Source organism: Streptomyces olivaceus (assembly GCF_000721235.1).
GTDB classification, from domain to species: Bacteria; Actinomycetota; Actinomycetes; order Streptomycetales; family Streptomycetaceae; genus Streptomyces; species Streptomyces olivaceus.
This window is the reverse complement of the sequence record NZ_JOFH01000038.1, coordinates 1-21,682: the sequence shown is the minus strand read 5'-3', so window position 1 is coordinate 21,682 and position 21,682 is coordinate 1. Positions and strand designations below refer to the sequence as shown.

Here is a 21,682-nt window from a genome sequence, read left to right as displayed (position 1 = left end):
ATGGACGGGCGGGTGCTCAGCGAGTCGGCGAGGGTGCTCAGAGGGCACCGCTGGTCATCCGCTACTGCGGCTCCTCCCCGGAGACGATCGGCCGGTCCACGGTGATGAGCATGTGCTTCTTGGTGAACACGTGTGGCTGATGGCTCGTGTCCGCAGAATCACGGCCAGGTGCCTGACGCGATGGGGGGGTGTGGTCACGGTGGGCCTTTCGGGCGAGCGGCTCATACCTGGTCCGGGACGGTGGGCCCGGCGGGGTGGGGAATGGCCGTGGTCGGGGCGTATTGGGCGGCTTGGGCGTCGAACATGGCGGCGTATCGGCCGCGGGCGGTGATGAGTTCGTCGTGGGTGCCATGCTCGGCGAGGTGCCCGTTGTTGAGGACGTAGATGTGGTCGGCGTGGCGGACGCCGGACATGCGGTGGGTGACCAGGACGACGGCCCGGTTCGGGGCGGCGAGGCGGCGGATGCGGTCGAAGGCTTCGATCTCGGCTTCGGGGTCGAGGGCGGAGGTCGGCTCGTCCACGATGAGGACGCCGTCTGCCTGTGATGTTGAGCTACGCCAGTGCGTGCGGGCCAGGCCGATTTTCTGCCATTCACCGCCGGACAGTTCGATGGCGCCGCGGAACATGCGGGCCAGCAGGCTGCGCAGGCCGTCGGGGAGTTTGGCGATGACGGGGCCGGCGACGGCGTAGTCGACCGAGGGCTTCAGGTCATCGTCGGTTGCCGGGTGGTCGGGGCGGCCGAGGCGGATGTTCATTGCGGCGGTCACGGGCCAGCGCTGGAAGTCCTGGGTGAGCAGGGAGACGCGCTCGAAGACCTGGGCCCGGTCGAGGTCGGTAAGGTCCGCCTCGCCCCAGCGAAGCGTGCCGCTCTCAGGCAGGAGCATGCCGGAGAGGATCTTCATCAGGGTGCTCTTGCCGGAGCCGTTCTCGCCCACGACCGCGGTCACCGACCCCATCGGCAGGGTCAGGGTCACCCCGTCCAGCGCCGCGGTGTCCCGGTCGGGGTAGCGGTAGGTGACCTGGTCCAGAACGATCTCCTTGATGCGTTCCGGTACGGGCGCTTCGCCGGTGGGCAGGATCCGCTGGCCGGCCTCGGTGAGGAAGCGGCCGTGGTCGCGGACGTAGAGGCTTTCCTCGTGGAGCTGGTTGATGTTCATGACCAGCGCGCCCAGGCTCGCCGAGCCGGTCCGTACGGCGATGACAGCGGTTCCGGCGACGGCGAGGCTCATGTGCCCGGCCGTGATCAGCCAGAACATGGTCCCGTAGGTCGCGGCCATCGCCAGGCCGGACAGTGCGGAGGCGACCCATTCGGTGAGGGCCTTGCTGGAGGCGAGGCGCTCCTGTTCGGCTTCGGCGCTTTCGGCCATGCGCTCGTAGCGGTTGAGGAGGAAGGGGCCGACGGCATGGAGACGGATTTCCTGGGCGGCGGTGCGTTCGGTGAGCAGGTTGCCGATCAGGCGGCTGGCCCGCACGTGTTCGATCCAGCTCATCACGGACACGTAGCGTTCCTGGGCGACCCGCATGGCGCCCCAGCCGCGCGGGGCGGCGATGAGGATCAGCATGGGCAGTAGCGCGGGGTGGAGCACGGCGAGGACGCCGGCGGTGGTGATCAGGGAGATCAGGCCGTTCAGCGCGGCGACGCAGGAGCTGATCATGCGGCGTGCGGAGCCGGGGCCGTGCTGGGCGATGTCCACGAGCCGTCTGAAGTCGGGGTCGTCGATGGCCTCCAGCTCGACGCGGGCTGCGGCGGCCAGGTACTGCGTGGTCGCGATCCGCTCCACCTTGGGCTCCAGCCGTCCGGCGCGGGAGGTGGACCAGGCCGACAGGGCGGAGTTGACGACGCCAATGATCGCTGCAGCCAGCAGGCCGGGTAACAGGGCGTGCAGCCGCTCGGCGGCGCTGCCGTTGCCAGCGAGCAGGGCGTGCATGACCGCGTTGACCGCCAGCAGACCGGCGGCTGCGGCAATGCCCTGGCCGATCTCGCTGACCCCGACCGACAGCAGGGCACGCCGGTCGGCCTGCCACGCCATGCGCAACGTGGCCCCGACGAGGCCGGGCATGGAGCGCAGCGCCGACAGCATGGTCAGGTCCAACGTCGCGTGCTCGTGCTGGGACCAGCCCATGTCGTAGCGCAGGGGACCGCCGAACAACTCGTGCTCGGCGTCGGACACCTGGGGGTCGGCCATCGTGACCGGACCGAAAAACCTTTTCACTGGGTGCCTCCCGGGACGCTCTCTGCCCAGGACGGGATTTTCGTGTGCTGCGTCATGCCAGGTACCTCGTTTCCGGCCGTGAGCCTTCGGCCGGCAGGGCTGCAGGGTCAGAGGTAAGGCGGAGCCTGGTGCCCGAGGAGACAGCGGTGTTTTCGAACGCAGGATGAACAGATGCAGGGCGACGTACGGGATGCATGCGGATTCCTCGGGGCTTGATGCGGACGAATGATCGGTTAACGGGGGCTCCGATACCGCCGTAACGGGTAGGGGTAGGCGAAATCTAGAACTCGATTTCGATTACCTGGCCTTCTCCTTGTGTGGTCGGGTGGGGCGGGGTGTGATGCTGTGTTCGATCACTCATGTGGGTTGCGGTACCTCCTGTGGGGGATTGCCGGGTGCCGCCTGGTCGGTCATGGCGTGGCGAGGTCCGGGCGGAGGGCGATGGCGTCGCGAAGGAAGCTGCGCTTGGAGTAGAAGGTGTGCTCGGTCGCCCAGCCGCGATGGGCGAGGTACTCGCAGAGCCAGCTGTCGATCCGCTTCATCTCGATGAGTACCTCGTCCTGGTCGTGGTCGAGGATGCTGCGCGAGCGGAGGTACTCCAGCTCGCACTGAGACAGCACTGCGTCGGGGGCCGCCAGGAGGGCGCAGCGGTCGAGGAAGATGCCGTAGACGTGTCCGGTGCGCAGCGACTCGCACTGGATGTCGTAGCGGACGCGCTGGAAGGGCGGCATGGCCCGGACCTGGAGGCCCAGGTCTTCGTGCAGGAACGTCTCGAAGCGGTCAGGGGTGATGTCGAGGCCAGGGGTGAGTTCCTCGCGGCGGGCGAAGGCGTCCTCGGTGAACCACTTCCGCTTGAGCACGTGCCCGGCGGTGACGGTGGGGATGAAGGAGGCGTAGCCGATCTCGGGCTCGGGGCCGGTGACGTCGAACAGATGGTTCTCGGTGTGGTGGATCTGGAACTCTTCCCGGTACTCCGGACGGCAGCCTTCCAGCTTGCCGTCGCGCAGTGCCTTGAGCAGTTCCATGGACGCGGCCCAGATGTCCGGTGCCGGGTCGAGGGTGTACTTGAACTCCAGCTCGGTGCCGGAGAAGTGCTTGCGGAAGTACCGCAGGTGGTTGTTGAGCGCCGTGCTCGACTCTGCGTGCGCCGTCAGCACGGGCCCGAGCCAGCGCAGTTCCTCGACCGGGCCGTGGCCGACTGGTTCTCGGGTGGTGCGGACGAAGCAGGCGTCCTCGGGGTGGAAGCGGATCTGCGCGTACGCGTGGTAGCTGCCGCCGGGGTGTTCGGCCAGGTAGCACAGCGGCACCAGGCCGGGGGCGGCCTCGGTGCCGACCAGTCCGCGCAGGGCAGGGCCGGCGATGGCGTCGGGGAACAGTTCGCCGCCGTCGACCCTGGCCGCGCCGAGCCGGGTGCCGCCGGGGTGCAGCGCTTCGGCCAGGCAAGGCCCCAGCGCGTTCCAGCGGACGATCACGGTGGTGGCCGGCCGGCACACCTCTTGCGGTGGCACCCGTACGAGCACGATCGGCTCGTCTGGTCGCCGTGGCGCGGTGCGGTTGAGGAGGTGGACGCCGCCGAGGACGACCCAGGCCCCCCGGTCCGAGGTCTGCTCATCGTGCACGCTGGACTCCTTCGTGTGAAGCGGGCGCCACGGGTGATCGCCCTGCAGCCCGAAGGGGCCACCGGGTCGGCCGGGCACCCCTGGATGGCTGCCTGCTCGTCGCTGCGGCGTCCGGCCGGTTCGTCGGCCTAGGGTGGGACGGGTGAGTCATGGTGAAGTCGGTCAGGTGATCTTGGACGAGGCTGTTGCGGATGCCCGCCTCGCCGCATGGGAGTTCGACGGTGCACGGGCCTGGCTGGAGGAAGCCCGTCGGCATCCGATGGAGCCGCTGGCGGCCGAGGTGTGGGTCACCGACCCTGCTTTCGAGAACGTCCTGCTGGTCAAGCACCGCGTGCGCGGATGGGTGCCGCCCGGCGGCAAGGTGGAGTCGGGCGAGGCGCCGCGTGCGGCGGCGGCACGAGAGCTGCTGGAGGAGACCGGCCTGCGCAGCGAGCTGCTGCCAGAGCCCGCAGCCGTGGCGGTGCGTTCCTACCGGGCCGACTGGTCTCCGACGCTGGGCCTGTCCTATGCCGCGGTCGTCGGACGCGACGTACCGCTCGCCGGGGAGCAGCACCAGCCGGCGGCATGGTTCCGTCTGGACGCCGACTGGGACAGCGTCTTCCCCGAGGACCGTGAGCGGATCCGTGCGCACGCTCGCCGCCTTGCGGCCGGCCGGGCGGTCGGCTCCCGCTGAGGTAGGCCCTTGGTCGCCGTTCACAGGACGGCCTCAATCCGATCGAGGTCGGCCGCGGGCAGGGTGACGAGCTCAAGATCGTGCAGGAAACGGCACCACACCGGCTCCAGGCCGGGTTCGCGCTCGAACTCCTCACGGTCCAGGCACCCATTGGCGTACGCGGCGGTCCGCAGCGCGTGCTGCTGCAGCTGGTCGGGGTGGATCCACCGAGGGGCGCGGACCTCCCGGGGCGAGGGGCACAGCGGCCCGGAGCCCTCGGCCTGGAAGATCCACCAGTGGTGACCGACCGGACCGCTGGGCGTGCGGCGGCAGCGGTTGGGCCGCCACTGGTCCAGCAGCAGGTGCAGGTGGGTGACGGTGAGACCGACCTCTTCGGTGACCTCGTTGCGGGCGGTCTGCTCGGGGCCGCCATGCTCATCGATGTGGCCGGCGACCGGGGCGATTCCGGCCGGAAGGGTCGCCCGCTCGAACACCAGGAGGCCGCTCGGGGAGGAGATCAGTACCCCGACGCTTGCGTGGTCACAGAGGCGGACCCTGCCGCCGGGAGCCGGGACTGCCGGGGTCATGCGGCGGCCTCCGGCCGTTGGGCGACGACGACGAGCCAGCTCGTCACGGCCGCGGCATCGGGGGTGGTCATGGCGTAGGCGGTGTCGAGGATCTGCATCCGCTGGGCGTGGGTGAAGTCGCCCTCGGGCCGCGCGAAGACGGGGATGGACAGCCATGCCTTCTTCTCGGCCATGGTGCTGTGCTGGGCGGTGACCTCTGTGCCGACGACCGTCAGTCCCGCCGCGGTCAGCTGCTCGGTGACTGTCTCCAGCGGCAGCTTCGGCGGCCTGTCGGCGTCGCGAGGCGGTGGGGTGTATCCGTGGGCCTCAGCGGCTACTTGGCGGATGAGGGCGTTGAGGGGAGGCCCGGTGCGGGCGGACAGTTCGTCGGGGTGCCGGACGCCGGCGAAGCCGCCGCCGATGTTGAAGACGAAGTGCCCGCCTGGGCGCAGGATGTGGGCGACGGCCGCGAACACTGCGGCGGTATCGGTCTTCCAGATGGCGGAGTTGCACACCACGGCATCGGCGCTGCCAGCGTGGAGGTGGTCGGCGAGCCGTTCGGCCGGGGCGGTGATCCAGGTCAGGCGGGCGTCGGTCAGGGTGCGGCGGCCGACACGCTGCATCGCGGCGGCGTTGTCGACGGAGACGACCCGGGCGCGGGCGGGGATCAGGTCAAGGATCGCGCGGGCGGTCGCGCCGGCTCCGCCGCACAGGTCGACGACCAGGCTGGCGTCGGCCAGATGGCCTCGGCGGGCGAGGTCGCGGCTGGTCGCGTCGTACATGGGGTGGGCGCGGGTAAAGGCGTTGTACGCCTCGGCGTTGCTGTCCTCGTCCCAGCCGAGGATGGCGTCCTGGGGTGCCATGTTGCTGTGGCCTCGCTTCTCAGGGCGGCCCGGCAGTGCAGGCCGGGCGTTCGGACAGGGTCAAAAGAGCGCGGACTGTCCGGCGGCGGGCGGTGAGGAGAACTGTGCGCCGAGGAGGATGCGTCGGCCCTTGAGGGTGCCGAGGTCGAGCAGGTAGGGCAGTTGTTCACCGTCGCCGTCGAGGGTGGCGAGGACCTGGGAGCCGAGGCAGGAGAGCACCGTCAGCCCGTGCTCACCGGAGCGTGGGTCGTGCGGGTACAAGGCGCGCCCGGTCTCCGGCGTCCGCAGCAGGTCGCCTTCGCCGGGCGGCGTCCACGGTTCCGGTGTGGCCGGGACGTTCAGGCCGCTCAGGGCCTCGATGGCGCGGTCGAGGTGCTGCTGGTGGGCGGCGCGGGCCGGGGCGAGGTCGCGCAGCTCGGCCAGGGCCGTCAGCTTGGCTGCGGCTCGCACGGTCTGCGTCAGGCCGAGGCGGCGGGTGAGGGCATCCTCCAGAAACCGCACTGCGCGGCCGTCAGGACTCCGGACGAGGTAGGTGGCGATCAGGGCCCCCTGTTCGTCGAGGCGGGAGCGCTTACGTGGTTCGGCCGCGGTGCCGATCTTGGTGGTGCCGTCGGCGAACGTTGCCAGGTACAGCCAGTGCGGCTGGGCCATGTACGCCGCCAGGGCGTCGGGAACGTGCCCGCCGGAGTGGAACCGGTGGGCGAAGCGGAAGACGTCCCGCCCGGCGCAGGCCGCGCACTGGCCGCCGGCCTCGGCCGGGGCCCGCTCAGGGCAGGCGACTGCCTCGACGCGGACGCGGTCGGCGAACCGGTACCGGCCGGTGCACCACCGGCCGGTACCGCTCACCTGGTAACCCAGGCGCCTGCCCGTGACCGGGGCGTAGACAAGCGGTCCGCCGGTCACGGGGGCGAGCAGAAGACGGGGGTCTCCGCTCGCCCAGGTGATGCCGTGGCAGACGTATGTCCCGCTAGCGTGCATGGCCTGGTCCATGGTGCGTTCCTTGTCGATGGGGGAGGGAGGGCCGGGTCAGACGGTCAGGTGCAGACGGTCGGCCAGGGCGGTGGCGGCGGCCTTGAAGACCTGGTCGCGGTCCAACTGAGCGACGTCCAGCGTCAGCCAGGTGCCGCACTCTGCCTGTTCGCGCATCTGGTGCAGGACGGTGTCCTGGTAACGGATGAAGTCCTCGTCACCGCCGCCGGCGTGGCCGGCCTCCAGGGAAGTGAACGAGCCCTTGCGGACGAGAGCCTCGCGGGCACCGATGTTCAGGAAGAACACCAGGTCCGGCTTCGTCAGATGCGCGAAGACCTGCTCGCACAGGCGGGGGCAGACCTCGGGGTTGACCGCGTACCGGGCGAGGATCTTGTGGTGCGCGTTGTCGAGGATCACGTGGGTACCCGCGGCGAGGGCCGGCTGGATGACGAGCCGGTCCTGCAGGGTGTACCAGGAGGCCAGGGCCAGCAGCCAGTAGTGGTCGCCGCATGCCTGGGCGACGCGGGCGTCGCGCCGGTAGACCAGCTCGTTGAGGCGGTCGAGGTAGGCGGACAGCTCCGGGGCCTGGGGGACGTCGGTGCTGTGCTTGCCGATGAGGACTGCCGTGTGGACGGCGTCGTTGAGGGCCTGGTGCAGGCGGTCGGCGAGGGTGGACTTGCCGGCCCCGTCACCGCCGACGAAGGTGATCAACTTCCCGGCTGCGGTGGTAGTCGGCGCGTTCGCCGTCATCGGGATTCTCCCAGGGTGTGGGTCGGGCCGGCGGTCAGGCGGCCGGTGATGATGGTGCGGATGCGGTCCACCAGGACGGCGCGTTGGCGCAGGACGTCGCTGTGACGCTCATTGGACAGGTCGGCGGGGTAGTGGGTGGCGAGGTTGTTGGAAATGACGTGGAGGTAACCGAATCTGATCCCCGCCTGGCGCGCCGCCGCCCCCATGGGGCCGATCTCCGGGTCGACGAAGGCGTACGAGGCGGTGTGCTGGACCAGCCAGTCGCGGTTCTCCAGCAGGATCGACGGGGAGGAGACGTGCAGGCCGCTGCGCACCCCGTCGTGGGCGGCGGCGTAGTCGCCGAAGAAGTCGTCCCAACTCACCATCGCCCCGCGTACCAGGCTGGTGTTGCCGGTCGCTAGCCAGGCGTTCGGCTCAACGCCAGGGGTCAGCGAGCCGACCTTGCCGACGTAGACGACATCGCCTGCGCCGAGTTCGGCAAGGCGCGCGACGACCCGTCCGGCCACGTCTCCCCAGATGCTGTGGAGGAACCCGAGGTAGACCACGCGACGGTCGGCGACTTCGGCGCGCTGCCAGGCGTAGCCGGATCCGCGGGTCCACACTCCGTTCTCGGGAGCGAGGTACTGAAGGCCCCAGCCGACGATCACCAGGTCGCCGTCCAGTTCCAGATCAAGCGAGTTGAGCGCCGTTCGGCACTCCTCCTGCTCGGGCGGCTGATAGGTGACGGTGTCGGCCGGGCGGCCGGTCATGGCCAGGAACGTGGCGATGATCAGGGCGTAGTGCTGGACATAGTCGGCTCCGGGGAACGCCTTGACGACGAGGTCACGGCCGTGGACTTCCGCGGTGGGCCGCTCGATGTTGAACAGCTTCCCGGTCTTCTCGCACCGGGAGACCACCGCCGTGCGGTCGTAGCCGCCGATGACGCGGATGCTGTCCCAGTCCTGGTCCTGGATGAGGTGGTGGACCTTGATCTCCAGGTAGCGCAGCAGCCTCGCGTGGGTCATAGTGTGCCCGGCCGGCTCGATCGGGGCGGCGCGCAGGAGCCCGGGGGTCGGGTCGGCGAGTAAGGGCGTCATCGGTGCTCCTCGGCGATCGTCACGGTGCTGCCGGCCGCCGCGCGAACGACGGAGATGTTCTTCCGGATGAGGTCGAACCGGTCCTCGGGGATCGGGCCGAGCTTCTCGATGCGGGGCGTGGAAGGCTTCTCGTACGGCCCTTCGGGCAGCAGGGCGACGCCCATCGCGCCGAGGATGACCGGGGCCGCGCCGTCCACGGAGGAGATCCACTCGTGCTCGCGCTGTTCGATCAGTTCCAGGTGCCCGGTCCGGCCAAGACCGAGCAGCCGGTAGATGAGCAGATCGTCGACCAGGCCGTGGGACTGAAGGTAGGCGGTCGCCAACCAGCGGGTGCGGCACAGTTGCTCGTCGGGATCCGGTCGACGCGAGGCCGGCAGGGCGATGGCCCCGGCCCAGTCACTGGTCACGAAGGCGTCGTAGATGCGTAGCCACTCGTCGTCGTCCGCGGCGTGCAGGACCGCGCACAGTCGGAATGCATCGCCGGACAGCTCTCGGATCTCTCGCGCGGCCTTCTCGCTCGCCTTCAAGGTCGCGGTCCCGTCCCGCATGACGTCCGGCAGGATGATCTCCCTTGCGGACACCGCCAGCGCGGCTTCGACGAGGCTTTCCGTCGGCAGGGCGTAGCCGAGGTCGAAGAGCCCGTTGTCGATGATGATCTCGGCGCCGCGCTCGGCCTCGTGAGCGAAGAAGGCCCGGTAGCTCTCGTCGGACAGCACGCGCTGGGCGGCCACGTGGTGGACGCGGGCCGGCTCCTGGGCGACGAAGTCTTTCAAGTAGGCGGGCGGGGCGATGACGGAGAAGTCGATGCCCGTGGTGGTGATCACGACGCCCCCCACAGGCCGGTGGTGAGGGTGAGGAACTGCTGGGAAAGGACGGGGTCGGTGCCGAAGCGCCCGCCCGAGTGCACCGTGGTGGTGCGAGCTTCCTCCATCCGGACGCCCCGCATGCTCATGCACAGGTGCACGCCGCGCACGGCCACGGCGACGTCCTCGTGTCCGATCACGCCGTTGAGGTGTTCGGCGACCTGGCGGGTGAAGCGTTCCTGGACCTGCAGTCGGCCGGCGAAGTGCTGGGCGATCCGCCCGAACTTCGACAGGCCCACCACCTCGCCGTCCGGCACGTATCCGGCCGTGACCTGCAAGTTCATGGGCAGCATGTGGTGCTCGCAGAGCGACCACACGCTCATGCCGCCCACGATGACCAGCTGACCACCCAGCTGGGACTCGGTGAAGCAGGTGGCCGTTGCGGCGCCGTCCGGGGACAGGAAGGAGTTCCACCAGGCCGCTACGCGGTCCGGAGTGCCGGTCAGCCCCTCGCGGGCGGGGTTCTCGCCCAGCTCGACCAAGAGCTGGTGGATCAGGCCGGCGACCCTGCCGGTGTCGATGACTGCAGCGGGCCCGGCGACGGCAGCCGTCGGCGCCGCCGCAGGGCTGGCAATAGAGGTCGTCATGGGCGTCTCTCGTTTCCGGGGGCTGGGGAACGGATGGGGCGTGGAGTCGCGTGCGGTTAGCGGCCCCAAGTGTCCGCGAAGGCCAGCACGTGAAGGCGGGTGGTGAAGTGCCAGTGCCGGGCCGCGACCCCGTCCGCGAGGACCCGTGTGGTCGCGGTGATCGCCTCGGGGGTGGTGCCCTCCGGCATCACCCAAACCGGCGCCAGCCGGTGGGCGTCGGCCAGCTCGGCGATCCGGTCGAGGTCGTGCACCGTGGAAGCGACGAACTTGAACGTCGCCCGACCGGAAGCCACAAATGCCTCCAGCGCGGCTGGCACGATGCTCTTGGTCTCCTTCACGCCGAAGCTGGCAAGCTTGGGCGAGACGTTGAACCGGACCCCGTCGGCCACCAGCTGGGGAGTGGGCGCGATGGTGCCGTTCGTCTCGAACTCGACCCGCTTGCCAGCGGCCAGCAGCCCCCTGGCGAGAGGCACCAGTCGCGCCTGCTGGATCAGCGGTTCACCGCCGGTGATCACGACCAGCTCGACCGGTGAAGACGCGGCCCAGGCCACCAGGCCCGCCACGGACCGCTTTGTCGACTCCTTGCGCTGGTCGAACCGGGACCAGTCCCAGGTGTACTTCGTGTCGCACTTCGTGCAGGTCAGATTGCACCTGGACAGGCGGATGAACAGGGCAGGGTGCCCGCAGCTCGGGCCCTCGCCCTGAAAGGTCGGCACCTCCGCGCCGAAGCACTCGGCGACGATCAGGACTTCGCCTTCGGCCGCCTTCGGCTCGGGTCCCAGCCGCTTTGTCGTCGTCATTGCCCCTCCACGTCGAAGCGGGCCCAGCTGCTCGCGGTCTCGCGGACCAGGACAGCGACAAGGCGGCCGGGAATCGCCGGCTGGAGGTTCTGGGCGAACCAGCCGGCCAGGAACTGGGCCAAGCGTTCCGAGGTGGGCTCGAAGGGCAAGATCTCGTGCAGGTTGTGGTGGTCTAGTTCGGTGTCCAGAAATGCCTTGAACGGAGCAAGCGCACCGAAGTCTGTGACGAAGCCGGGCCCCTCCAACGCGGGAGCGGTGAGGATGACCTCAACCTCGTAGCTGTGCCCGTGCTGATGCGAGCACTTGTGCTCGTGTGGCAATCCAGGGAGCCGGTGGCCGGCCTCGAAGCTGAACTTCTTACCGATGGTGAAATCACCGGATGGCAGTGGAACGGCAGCGAAGTCCATTGGTTTCCTCCGAAGAGTGAGGGTCTGGCTGACTCGGGCGGGATGAGGCAACCGCCTCTTCAGGCGGCCGAGGGCTGTGCCAGGGGGTGGTTCTTCGCGGCCTGGTCCAGCACCCGGGTGAAGTGCTCGGCCCGCTCGTCGCCCTCGGCCTCCTGAGCGCGGAGGTCGCCGAAGCGCTGCCAGCAGCGCCGGCAGACGTCACTGCTCATGACCATCTCTGCGTAGAACGGCAGCTGTCCGTCGCGGACGCGGCCGAGGCAGTGTCGGAGGCTGAGGGCGCAGATGAGTCGGTTGGCCGACATGAGCTGCATGTACTCCTCGGCCTTCATGTCCTCGGGCTTCCGCAGCTCGGCGAGGTCGACGTTGGTGGACACCCGGTTCAGCCAGTCGAGCTGGTTGCCCGCCAGGAGCGCCTCGTGCCGCTCGGCCTGGTGCCGTGCGTCCTTCCTGAGCCGGGCGGCTCCGACCACGGCGGTCGTGAGGGACGGGGCAGCACCGGCAGTGAGGACGGCGGTGGTGAGCTTCATCGGTCAACGATCCTTTCGCAGATTGAATGTGCGGCATGAAGGCCGAATAGTGGGACCACGGTGTTCTGCTTCTTCACGCGGCCTCCGCGAGGACGACGCTTGGGACTTCATCGGCAGAGCCGTTAGGCATGTACCGGCGGCGCACCGTCTCCAGTGCGACAGCGATCGGCGGCAGACCGACCGTGGCCCTCCGTTTGTCGACGGACTCCGGCGCGCGCAGTGGGCACAGCTCGATGCCGTCGGCGCTCAGCAGGAGCTGGGTGCCGTACTCCTGGGCGCGCCTGCTGGTAATGAGGGCGCGGTCGTGCAGGTGCGCCCAGTGCTGGACCAGGGCGTCGCCGGCCTCGACCGCACGCCCGAGCAGGATGGTGGCGGCGCGCTGGAAGATGAGATCGTGGTCGCTGTGCAGGGCGATGCTCCAGGCGGCTCGGGCAGCAGCAGGGCCGACGAGGCGGTGGCCGGGCCACTCGTATTCGCCCAGGACGCGGCGCAGAAACTTGGTGTTGGCGTGGTCGGCGTGCCGGCCACGGCCGAGTTGGACGCCGTCGAGCTCATTGCGCAGTCCGCGGACCCGGTGCGCGGCCGACGCTTCAGCGCGGGCGATCAACTCGCGGGCGAGGTCGGGCCGCTGCGGCTCGTCGGTTGTCACGCGCTGCTCCGATCGTCCGCTGTCAGATGAGGAACGTGGGCCTGGCAGCTGATCAGAGCGCTGAGTCCGGGGCGGTGCTCGGCGGTCAGTTCGAGGCGGGCGACGCGGTCACCCTCTCGTCCTGGGCCGGAACCGCGTACATCCCAGCCCATGTCGGTGAGCCGACGCAGCAGGGCGGCCATGGGCTCGGCTTGCAGGGCGTGCCGGGCCAGGACTTCGGCCCGTACGAGCGGGAGGCTCTGCCGGGCGGCGAGGTCGGAGGCCCACAGGGTGATCAGCCGGGTGATGTCGTCGGACTGGTCGGGCAGGGTGTGGACGCGTCCCAGGCGGAGGCAGGGGCCTTCGCCCCAGCTGAGGCCGGGGTCGCGCGCGGGGACCATGCAGGCGAGCAGCTTTCCGTCCTCGAACAGACCGGCCGACTTCGTCTGCGGGTCGCGGAACAGGGCAGGCACGTCAGCTTGAGCGGGCACGGGGAGACCACGCAGGGTGAGCCAGCGCTGCCGGTCCTGAACGAGAGCAGCGGCTTCCTCGCGCTCGGCGTCCGTCCGTAATGTGCGCACCGCGTATACGGCGCCCAGGGGCTCCGACGCGTCCGACGCCGGAGCCGGACGCTCTTCGCGGGCCACGGGAGTGACGGGCCTGCTCACTGGCTCGCTCCGCTCCGCGCCGCCGGATCGGTTCCCAGCAGCTTCCAGCCGTGGGCCAGAATCACCAGGTGGGTGGTGTCCCGTGCGCCCGTGTCGATGAGGAGCTGGTCGAGTGCGGCGCGCTGGTCGGCCGGGGCGAGCTTGGCGGCGACGGCGATGTCGCGGGCATCGCTGTGCTCGGCGACGGCTCGGAGCAGCAGCAGTTGCTCTGGGCTGAGCTGTGGCGTCGGCCTGTCCGCCGTGGGCGAGGCCACCTGCTGGACGGCGAACAGGCGGTGCACGATCACCGGGGGCTTGCAGCGGGGCGGGCAGTGGAGGCTCTCGCGGATGTCGCGGAGGTACTGGCGGACAGTCACGGCCGCCAGTCCGGTCTGCGTGGCGATCTCTTGGGCCGTGAGGCCGTTCGCGAGGTGCTGGGCGACGCGCTGCAGGGTCGGCGTCAAGGGTGTGATCGGTGCGTGGGCCGTCGTCACGGGCGGGGTCACGGTGTCTCTCTCGGCTGGGTGGATGGTCACTGGGAGGGGTGCCGTCGGTCCCCGCGGGGGACGGGGGCCGGCGGCACGGGCCCGTGCGCGGCGGTGGGGAGTCACGGGGTGCCGCGCGCGGGGGCTCATGCGGCGGTCGGGTCGGGTCGTGCCCAGGCGGCTTCGGCGGCGAGGCGTTCGGACCACTGGATGTGGTCCTCGTCGAAGGCGGCGTCGGCCAGGCGTATGCGCTGGACTTCCCCGGTACCGGCCGGTGGATAGGTGTGCTGAATGTCGCGCCACAGGCGCTGGAGGACGTAGTCGCGATCGAGGGCGTGGGCGCCGTGCAGTTCCATGGCGTCCTGAGCGGACTGCATGGCCCACCGGTGGCCAAGGTATTTCGCGTTGATCAGGTCGGCGTCGCAGGGCAGGCCCTGGTCGAGAAGGTGCACGGCCTGGTAGGCGAGTATCCGCGCTGCGCGCAGGCGGGCCTCCATGCCGCCGACGCGGTCCCGCAGGACGGGCAGGTCGGACAGGGTGCCCCGGTAGCGGGGGCGGGTTTTCAGCCTGCTGGTGGTGGTGTCCACGACGGCTTCGTGGATGCCGAGGCTGACGGCGGCCAGGTTGGGGCGGCCGTAGAGGATGCTGCTGCTCTGGGCCACGCCCAGTCCCTGGCCGACCTCGCCGACCACGTTGTCCTCGGGTACGCGGACGTGATCGAGGTCGAGTCGGCCGACGGAGAAGCCGTGCAGGCCGAGCCCGGCACGGTGGTCGGGGACGCAGAGCCCGGGGCGGTCGGCTTCGACCATGAACGCGGTCAGCGCCTGGGAGGTGTTCACGCCGGGTGCAGCGGTGCGGGCGATGATGAGGTGGGCTCCGGCAAGGTGGCTGTTGCCGATGTGGGTCTTGTTGCCGGTGATCACCCACTCGGTGCCGGCGCGTTCGGCGGTGGTTTCGATGCCGCCGATGTGTCCGCCGGCTTGCGGTTCGGTCACGGCGATCGACAGCAGCAGGGACCCGTCCGCGACCCTGGGAAGCCAGCGGCCCTTCTGCTCGTAGGTGGCGAAGTGCAGCAGGGCACCGACGGGGATGAGGGTGGCCTGCAGGATGGCCGCGGCAGCCGCCGAGACCCGCGCGATGCGGTGAACCAAGACGGTCTTGGCCACGTGTCCGGCGCCCAGTCCGCCGAAGGCGGTCGGCACGGTGACGGCGAACCAGCCCCGGGCGGCCATCAGCTCGGCTACCTTGCGCTCCACCCTGCCCGGAGCGGCCTCCATCCGCGCGGCGCGCGGCGCGACGTGCTCGGCCGCGAAGGCGTCCGCCTCCTCCCACAGCAGATCGTGGCGGGCGGTGAGGTAGGGACGCAGCGCCGGTGGTGGCGTGGTGGGTGTGGCGGACATGGTCTCCCTCTCCCTGGATGAAGGTCGCAACGCGTGGAGCGGCCGGGGATCGCCTACGGCTCCCGGGTGGGGGGTGTACGGGCTTAGTGGACGAGGGCCCGGGACATGTGGTCCATCACCAGCGCACCGGCGTTGATGGTGATGTCCCTGATCCGTCGGGCCTCGCGCAGAGGCCGCTTCTCGGGGTCGATCACACACACCGTGCCCAGCACGGTGCCGCTTTCGTGGATCAGCGGTGCGCCGAAGTAGGAGCGGATCCCGACGGCGTCGACCACTGCGTTGCCGCTGAAGCGCGGGCTGGCGTGTACATCGTGTAGCGGGAGGGCCTTCTTGCGGGTCATGACCTCCGGGCACCAGCCGTGGTCGCGGCTCATGGTGCGGCCGACGATGACGTACCCGCTGTCCGCGGGCGGCTGGTGCAGCCCGACGAAGGTCTGCTTCTCCAAGCCCAGGTTGACGAAGCCGTACAGGAACCCGGCCCGTTCAGCCATGTCGCGGGCCAGCTCGTCGAAGTCCTCGTTGGCCACGGGGGGCACGCCCAAGCGGTTGAGCAGCTCGTAACGCTGCGCCAGTTCCAGCGATTGCTGAGGCCGCTGGCTGGTGAGGGCGGTGCCGGGCGGGGTGAACGGCCCACGGTTGGTGTCCCGCATGTCGCGCCGAGGCAAGGACCCTGCGGGCGGGGCAGTCTGCGGCGTGCGGTAGGGGGTGCTGGGGTGCTGTGACATCAGGCGTCCTGGAGGGGCGTAGAGGGGGCGTGACCAGTGCGATTGGTGGTGGCGGCGCTGTTCACGGCGTGGTCGACGAGGGCCAGCAGAACGCCGGCGACGTGATTCGTGTCGCGGGCGTCGCAGGTGACCACCGGTACGGCAGCGGGGAGTTCGAGAGCGGTGCGGACCTGCTCGGGGTGGTAGCGGTGCGCCCCGTCGAACTGATTGACGGCGACGACGAAGGGCAGGCCGATGTCCTCGAAGAAGCTGACGGGGGTGAAGCTGCTCTCCAAGCGGCGGGTGTCGACCAGGACGACCGCGCCGACGGCGCCGCGGGAGAGGTCGTACCAGAGGTCGACGAATCGGTCCTGGCCCGGAGTGCCGAACAGGAACAGCTCCAGAGGAATCGGCGCGTCGGGCAGGCTCAGTCGGCCGAAGTCAAAGGCGACCGTCGTGGTCTGCTTCGCCTCGATGCCCGCCAGGCTGTCGACGTCCGCGCTCGCCTCGGTCAGGTACTCCTCCGTGCTCAGCGGCGTGATCTCGCTGACGGCGCCCACGGCGGTGGTCTTGCCCGCGCCGAAACCGCCGGCGATCACGATCTTCAGCACGGTCGGCGCACCGCCCCGCGGGTGCGGCGAACTCCGCGGCACGGCGGTCGGGTCATCCGGCCTGGGGATAGGCGACGGCATCAGGCCACTTCCTCTTCAAGCCGGCGGAAACGGCTGCCAGCATTTGGGTAGACGGACCGGATCCTGCGCCGGTATCGGCATAGGAATGGGTCAGGGGGACGACGAGGGCGTCGGCGTCCAGGAGGTCGGAGACGAGCACTTTGACGGCGCTGACGGGCCGGCCAAGGCGTCCCGCCAGCTCGACCACCGACCGTCGGCGCTCCCGGCACAGGGCGAGGATTTCCTCGCACTCCTCGGCCTGCGCCGGGCCTGGCCTTCCCTGCCCGGCCTCCAGCACGGTTTCCAGAGCGAGCAGGTGCCGCGGCCTGGTACGCCCGCGCACCACGGTGTACGTCCGCACGAACGCCGACTCCTCGGCCGCGCGGCCGTACGTGGTCACCGGACCTCTCCGCCCGTGCCGACGCGGACGGGGATCACCATGTACGGGGCGAACTTTGCAACGAGCCGGCCCATCTCGAAGCCGACGGTGCCCACGTCGGCGTCCCTGGTGGCGATGACGGCGAGGATCGTGTCCACCTCACCGCGTTCGTTACCGGGGTGGTTGTCGAAGGCCGCGCTGCACCCGGCGCTCTGGACGAAGAACAGGCAGTCGTCTCGCTCGATGATGACCTGCCGGGCCGGCCTCTTCTTGTGGCTCGGGCCGGTGATGTTCGCCGCGAGGGAGGCAACGCCGCTGAAGGCGGCCGACAGTTCGTCCGCCCAGTCCTTGTCGACGTCGCTGTCCAGCAGCCGCAGTCCGTCGCGCGAGAGCAGGACGGTGTGCGTGACGCCCTGCGTCTCGGAGGCGAACTGACGCAGCAGCCAGACCATGCTGTCCCGCTGTCCGCTTGGCGTCGTCGCAGATGCAGCGTTGCCGTCGGTCACGTTGTTCATCGCGGGGTGGGTGCTCATGAGGATCGCTCCAGAAGGGGGAAGGGCCAATGGGTGTACCGGCCACCGGGAACGCGGAAGGACGGGTCAGGGGGTGGGCTGTTCTGTCCAGGCGGGAGAGGGACTGGCGCTGCCGCCGGCCTGGAGGCCGTTGCGGAAGGCGGCTGCGAGCCCGGGCGTCGCCGCGGACACGGGGGCTTGCTCACGCTCCTGTGGTGGACGGAAAGATCCCGTCCGGCGTGTGCGTGTCGGCAGAGCGGGCGCGTCAGTCGACTGACCTGCCTCCGCGGTCGGTGCCTCGCCGACGCCACGGCGTGCGGCCTGTGCTGCCTCCGGCACGGCGGGAGTCACGGCCACCTGCTGCGGCTGCCGCCCGGAGCCGCGAGCTTCCTCGGACGGCGGCGCGCCCGCATCTTCGACCGATGGAATTGCTACCAGGAGCCGTGCCGGTATGACGACCAGGGCGGTGGTGCCTCCCGTCGTATTCTCCTGCAGGAGGACGGTCATCCCGTGTGACTGGGCGATCTTCGCGGCGACCAGCAAGCCGAGCTGCCCGGCCCGGACTTGGCCGCTGACGTCGACCTCGTCCGGGGCTTTGAGCAGGTGGTTCATCTGTGCCCGTGTCTGTGGGTGCATGGGGATGGCGCGGTCCTCGACCTCGATGGCCAGCCCGTGTGGCACCCGCTGCGCGCGCACCATCACCCGCGTCTCTGGATCCGAGCACTCGCAGGCGTTCTCGATCAGCTCGGCCAGCAGGTGCGTCAGGTCCGGCCCCACATGGCCGGGCAACCCCAGCTCGGCGCCCACGGATCCGGCCGCGACGGCCACCCGCGGATACTGCACGACCTCGGAGACAGCGCCACGCAGGGCCGTCGTGACGGGAACGGGCCGGCGCACGCTGCGCAGGGACTGTCCGCCTAGGACCGCCGTGCTCTCGACCTGGCGGCGCATCCGCGTCACGAGGTGATCGATCTCGAAGATCTTGGCCAGCAGCTCCGGGTCGTCGGTCAGCATCTCCAGCTGGCTCAGTGCCTGGAGTGCCTTGCTGACCAGGGCGTGCTCGCGCATGGCCAGGCGGCGAAGCACTTCCAGGAGGACCACGGACTGGGACTCGTCGTGCACGCGGATCAGCGACATGATGGCCTGCGCCTGGAGGGCACTCAGCGCGTTGTCGATCCCGGCGTTCGCAGTGGGCGACTGGGCGGTGTGCGGGTCCGGCAACGCTGGACGTTTTCCGCGGCACAGCTCGTCCGCCGACCACTGCACCGACTTCTCAACGGCTGCCGCTGCCCCTGTGACCGCTGTCAGCGCTGCTGACTGGGACTCCTCCACTGCCGACTGCACGGCACTGGCCACGGTGCGTGTTCCGTGTGCCGCCATCGCGACGACCGCCGCCAGTCCGCAGACCATGCCAGCCAGGACCCAGCCGGGGCCTACGACGGACCCCGACCGGAGAGCGAAGGCGGTGAGCAGCAGCGCGGCAAGGAGTGCCAGGGGCAGTGCCACGGCGCGACGGGCGAGGTACAGCGTGGTCGCGTCGACCGGGGGCCGCCGTCTGCGGTGGCCGGTAGCGGCCGGCCGTGCCGGGAAGGCGCTGTCAGGCATGGGAATCCTCGTCAGGGGTGGGGTGGCTATGCGTGCTGCGGCGTCAGGTCTGCGGTGGACTGGCGCGTGCTGCGGGAGGCTGAGCGGGGCGCTGGAACCGCGAGCGCGCCGTGGCGGGGGGAGGACTGCGTCGCCATCTGTTGAAGGAGCAGGGCGCTTTGGATCAGGCCCATGTGACTGAACGCCTGCGGGAAGTTGCCGAGCTGGCGCTGCTGGACGGGGTCGTACTCCTCCGCCAGGAGCCCGAGGTCGTTGCGCAGAGCCAGGAGGCGTTCGAACAAGGCGCATGCCTCGTCGGGGCGGCCGGTCAGGGCGAGGCCGTCGACGAGCCAGAAGTTGCACAGGAAGAAGGCGCCCTCGTCGCCGGTCAAGCCGTCCACCCCGACCTCCTCACCACAGGTCGGGTACCGGTACACGAGCCCGTCCTCCGTTGAGAGTTCACGACGGACCGCATCCACGGTGCCGATGACGCGCGGGTCATCGGGCGGCAGGAAGCCGGTGCGGGGGATGAGTAGTGTGGCGGCGTCCAGTTCCTGCGAGCCGTAGGACTGGGTGAAGGTGTTGCGCACCGGGTCGAAGCCCTTGTCACAGACCTCCCGGTGGATCGCCGCTCGCAGCTCGACCAGCGGGGCCACGTCGATGTTGAGGGCGCCAGCCTCGGCCAGGCGGATGGTGCGGTCGACCGCCACCCAGGCCATCACCTTGGAATGGACGAAGTGCCGGCGGGCCCCGCGGATCTCCCAGATGCCCTCGTCGGGCTCCCGCCAGCGCTGGACCAGGTGCTCGATGAGCCGCTGGTGCAGGACCGCGGTGTCGGCGCAGTGGGCGACTCCGCTCCGGTGCGCGAGGTACAGGGTGTCGATGACCTCGCCGTACACGTCGAGCTGCAGCTGGTCCGCAGCCCCGTTCCCGACCCGTACGGGGGCCGAGCCCTCGTACCCGGGAAGCCAGGGAAGCTCCCGCTCCCGCAGGTCACGTTCCCCGGTGATCCCGTACATGATCTGCAGGTTCTCCGGGTCCCCGGCCACAGCGCGCAGGAGCCATCGACGCCATGCCTGTGCCTCCTGCCGGTATCCGGTCCCCAGCAGCGCGGCAAGCGTCGTGGCGGCGTCGCGCAGCCAGGTGAAGCGGTAGTCCCAGTTCCGGTCGCCGCCGATCTCCTCGGGAAGCGACGTGGTCGGCGCCGCGACGATCCCGCCGCTCGGCCCGTAGGTCATGGCCTTCAGCGTGATCGAGGACCGGACCATGGCCTCGCGATAGGGCCCGTCGTAGGTGCACTCCTGCGTCCAGTCCTGCCAGAAGACGAGCGTCTCGGCGAGCGCGGCCTCCGGGTCAGGGACGTCCGGTGCGGGGGCGTGGGACGGGCACCAGCTGAGCACGAACGCCACGCTCTGCCCGGCGCTGATGGCGAAGGCGCTGACGACCACACCGTCCTTCTCCATCTGCGGGACGCAGGTGTCGAGCCACACAGCGTCCGCGCCGGCCTCCGCGACCATGCGCCCACCGACCTCGTGGATCCACGGGCCGACGCTGCCGTATCCCGGCCGAGGACGCATGGCCGAGACCATGTCCACCTCGCCGCTCAGGCCCTCGGCGATCCGGATCACCTGCGGGGTGCCGTCGCGCGGAGGCATGAAGTCCAGGACGCGGACCGAACCCGTTGGGGTGCGCCACACCGATTCGAGGATGAGCGAGTCACCGCGGTACTGGCGCTCAGCGACCTTCTCTGAACCCCTCCGGCCTGCGGACGGGGCCGGAGAGATCTGCCAGGAGCCGTGCTTCTGCGTGCCGAGCAGACCGGCGAAGACGGCCGGCGAGTCGAAACGGGGCAGGCACAGCCAATCGATCGAACCGTCATCGCAGACGTGGGCACTGGTCTGTGTGTCGCCGATCAGGCCGTACTGCTCGATACGCGGAAGGCGTTTCATCGTGTGTGGATCTCCGTTAAGCCCCGTTGGTCTGGGGGTGTTATCGGGGCCGCCGAAGCAGCCGGGGACAGGCCGGGAATCAAGGAGTCAGCGGTCACCGCGGGGACGCAGGCTCGCGCGGGGGTGGTGTAGAGGTCCTGTCTGCGGGATCGAGGCGAGTCGCACGAGTGCCTCGGCACACCGGCCATGCCATCGCGACGAGGATCAGTCCGATGAGGAGCGCCCCGGTGAGGGTCATGTCCGGGGCACCGAAGCGGCCCACACCAGACAGGTGAGGGCGACTGCGAAGACCGCACCGCGCAGCACGTTGATCTGCGGCGTCCATCGAGCCAACGTCCGTGCCGGTCGACTCGCTCCGACGTCGTCCAGCCGGATCTTCGCGATGAGTTCCTGCGTTGCCTTGGCGAGTCTGACGAGGTGCACCCGGCTGTGCAGATAGTCCTCCGGGAGCCCGGCCGAGCAGAGTCGCTGCGCACGGAGCAAGGCCGGCTCTTGCGAAGGCATCATGGTTCCGAGCTGGTTGACGTGCCCTCGCAGGCGCAGGACGAGGTTCTCCACATCGGCGGCGGTCTCGGGCACCGGGGAGTCCTCGCCCAGCACGAGCGTCACCGTCTCCGTCGCGGACACCGCTTGGTCACGCTCGGCGCCCCTCTCACCGAGGACTCTCCGGTCCTGACCACTGCGTTGGCAGAACGCCCGGCGAGGGGCCAGAGAGAGACGCATGACACAACTCCTAAGAAGTCATCTCATTTGGTGAGTCTGCGGTAGCAGATGAGGGTGCAGGCGATGCTGGTGAACGCGAGGAAGTGGTCGGCCTTGCGTTCGTAGCGT

The 21,682-nt window shown here is 69.9% G+C and carries 24 protein-coding genes; 1 reads left to right on the top strand and 23 read right to left on the bottom strand.

The features are described from left to right. Positions 1–221: 221 nt before the first annotated feature. Positions 222–2,186, bottom strand: coding sequence for an ABC transporter ATP-binding protein (locus IG94_RS0132065; protein WP_031045401.1), 1,965 nt, complete (start codon positions 2,184–2,186; stop codon positions 222–224). A gap of 437 nt (positions 2,187–2,623) precedes the next feature. Continuing rightward, positions 2,624–3,832 (bottom strand): hypothetical protein, encoded by a 1,209-nt coding sequence (locus IG94_RS0132060; protein WP_031045398.1) that lies wholly within the window; start codon positions 3,830–3,832, stop codon positions 2,624–2,626. A gap of 166 nt (positions 3,833–3,998) precedes the next feature. On the opposite strand from IG94_RS0132060, the gene IG94_RS0132055 reads away from it, so the two are divergent. Beyond that, positions 3,999–4,505 (top strand): NUDIX domain-containing protein, encoded by a 507-nt coding sequence (locus IG94_RS0132055; RefSeq protein ID WP_228126009.1) that lies wholly within the window; start codon positions 3,999–4,001, stop codon positions 4,503–4,505. Between the two features lie 20 nt (positions 4,506–4,525). On the opposite strand, the gene IG94_RS0132050 is transcribed toward IG94_RS0132055, so the two are convergent. The 21 genes from IG94_RS0132050 to IG94_RS0131950 form a co-directional block, all read right to left on the bottom strand. Further along, positions 4,526–5,071: an NUDIX hydrolase gene (locus IG94_RS0132050; protein WP_031045392.1), complete on the bottom strand. Its 546-nt coding sequence runs from the start codon at positions 5,069–5,071 to the stop codon at positions 4,526–4,528. Beyond that, on the bottom strand, positions 5,068–5,913 hold the full coding sequence (locus IG94_RS0132045; protein ID WP_031045389.1) for a class I SAM-dependent methyltransferase: 846 nt from the start codon (positions 5,911–5,913) through the stop codon (positions 5,068–5,070). The genes IG94_RS0132050 and IG94_RS0132045 overlap by 4 nt, the downstream gene beginning before the upstream one ends. Positions 5,914–5,973: 60 nt before the next feature. Further along, entirely contained in the window at positions 5,974–6,903 is a 930-nt protein-coding gene (locus tag IG94_RS0132040; RefSeq protein ID WP_031045387.1) for a DUF2797 domain-containing protein, read from the bottom strand. Between the two features lie 36 nt (positions 6,904–6,939). After that, positions 6,940–7,632 carry a dTMP kinase gene (locus IG94_RS0132035; protein ID WP_031045385.1) on the bottom strand — a complete coding sequence of 231 codons (693 nt, stop codon included), beginning with the start codon at positions 7,630–7,632 and terminating at the stop codon, positions 6,940–6,942. Next, positions 7,629–8,708 (bottom strand): hypothetical protein, encoded by a 1,080-nt coding sequence (locus tag IG94_RS0132030; RefSeq protein WP_031045383.1) that lies wholly within the window; start codon positions 8,706–8,708, stop codon positions 7,629–7,631. Before IG94_RS0132030 ends, IG94_RS0132035 begins: the two co-directional genes overlap by 4 nt. Continuing rightward, positions 8,705–9,532: a hypothetical protein gene (locus IG94_RS0132025; RefSeq protein WP_031045377.1), complete on the bottom strand. Its 828-nt coding sequence runs from the start codon at positions 9,530–9,532 to the stop codon at positions 8,705–8,707. Before IG94_RS0132025 ends, IG94_RS0132030 begins: the two co-directional genes overlap by 4 nt. Next, complete coding sequence (gene folE / locus IG94_RS0132020; protein ID WP_031045374.1) at positions 9,529–10,158, bottom strand: GTP cyclohydrolase I; 630 nt, start codon at positions 10,156–10,158, stop codon at positions 9,529–9,531. The genes IG94_RS0132025 and folE overlap by 4 nt, the downstream gene beginning before the upstream one ends. A 56-nt stretch (positions 10,159–10,214) precedes the next feature. Continuing rightward, positions 10,215–10,958, bottom strand: a complete 744-nt coding sequence (locus tag IG94_RS0132015; RefSeq protein WP_031045371.1) for a 7-carboxy-7-deazaguanine synthase QueE — start codon at positions 10,956–10,958, stop codon at positions 10,215–10,217. Next, positions 10,955–11,365: a 6-pyruvoyl trahydropterin synthase family protein gene (locus IG94_RS0132010; RefSeq protein ID WP_031045368.1), complete on the bottom strand. Its 411-nt coding sequence runs from the start codon at positions 11,363–11,365 to the stop codon at positions 10,955–10,957. The genes IG94_RS0132015 and IG94_RS0132010 overlap by 4 nt, the downstream gene beginning before the upstream one ends. Before the next feature lie 59 nt (positions 11,366–11,424). Further along, a complete protein-coding gene (locus tag IG94_RS0132005; RefSeq protein WP_031045365.1) occupies positions 11,425–11,892 on the bottom strand; it encodes a DUF6082 family protein in 468 nt (155 codons plus the stop codon). Between the two features lie 73 nt (positions 11,893–11,965). Beyond that, positions 11,966–12,541 carry a DUF6624 domain-containing protein gene (locus tag IG94_RS0132000; protein ID WP_031045362.1) on the bottom strand — a complete coding sequence of 192 codons (576 nt, stop codon included), beginning with the start codon at positions 12,539–12,541 and terminating at the stop codon, positions 11,966–11,968. Beyond that, positions 12,538–12,993 (bottom strand): hypothetical protein, encoded by a 456-nt coding sequence (locus IG94_RS0131995; RefSeq protein WP_248783097.1) that lies wholly within the window; start codon positions 12,991–12,993, stop codon positions 12,538–12,540. Before IG94_RS0131995 ends, IG94_RS0132000 begins: the two co-directional genes overlap by 4 nt. Positions 12,994–13,184: 191 nt before the next feature. Next, the gene (locus IG94_RS0131990; protein ID WP_224326650.1) at positions 13,185–13,631 is read right to left on the bottom strand and encodes a helix-turn-helix domain-containing protein; all 447 of its coding nucleotides are present in this window, start codon (positions 13,629–13,631) and stop codon (positions 13,185–13,187) included. 167 nt (positions 13,632–13,798) lie between these two features. Further along, complete coding sequence (locus tag IG94_RS0131985) at positions 13,799–15,052, bottom strand: acyl-CoA dehydrogenase family protein (RefSeq protein WP_031045354.1); 1,254 nt, start codon at positions 15,050–15,052, stop codon at positions 13,799–13,801. A gap of 83 nt (positions 15,053–15,135) precedes the next feature. Further along, entirely contained in the window at positions 15,136–15,777 is a 642-nt protein-coding gene (locus tag IG94_RS0131980; RefSeq protein WP_031045350.1) for a GAF domain-containing protein, read from the bottom strand. Further along, the gene (locus tag IG94_RS0131975) at positions 15,777–16,367 is read right to left on the bottom strand and encodes a GTP-binding protein (protein WP_043485169.1); all 591 of its coding nucleotides are present in this window, start codon (positions 16,365–16,367) and stop codon (positions 15,777–15,779) included. The genes IG94_RS0131980 and IG94_RS0131975 overlap by 1 nt, the downstream gene beginning before the upstream one ends. Before the next feature lie 52 nt (positions 16,368–16,419). Further along, on the bottom strand, positions 16,420–16,827 hold the full coding sequence (locus IG94_RS0131970) for a DUF742 domain-containing protein (protein WP_031045345.1): 408 nt from the start codon (positions 16,825–16,827) through the stop codon (positions 16,420–16,422). Next, positions 16,824–17,339, bottom strand: coding sequence for a roadblock/LC7 domain-containing protein (locus IG94_RS0131965; RefSeq protein WP_031045341.1), 516 nt, complete (start codon positions 17,337–17,339; stop codon positions 16,824–16,826). The genes IG94_RS0131970 and IG94_RS0131965 overlap by 4 nt, the downstream gene beginning before the upstream one ends. 66 nt (positions 17,340–17,405) lie before the next feature. Beyond that, the gene (locus IG94_RS0131960; protein WP_031045338.1) at positions 17,406–18,923 is read right to left on the bottom strand and encodes a sensor histidine kinase; all 1,518 of its coding nucleotides are present in this window, start codon (positions 18,921–18,923) and stop codon (positions 17,406–17,408) included. A 26-nt stretch (positions 18,924–18,949) separates the two neighbouring features. Next, positions 18,950–20,851 (bottom strand): glycoside hydrolase family 15 protein, encoded by a 1,902-nt coding sequence (locus IG94_RS0131955; protein ID WP_031045335.1) that lies wholly within the window; start codon positions 20,849–20,851, stop codon positions 18,950–18,952. Between the two features lie 234 nt (positions 20,852–21,085). Continuing rightward, on the bottom strand, positions 21,086–21,460 hold the full coding sequence (locus IG94_RS0131950; protein WP_228126007.1) for a DUF6415 family natural product biosynthesis protein: 375 nt from the start codon (positions 21,458–21,460) through the stop codon (positions 21,086–21,088). Positions 21,461–21,682: the final 222 nt, after the last annotated feature.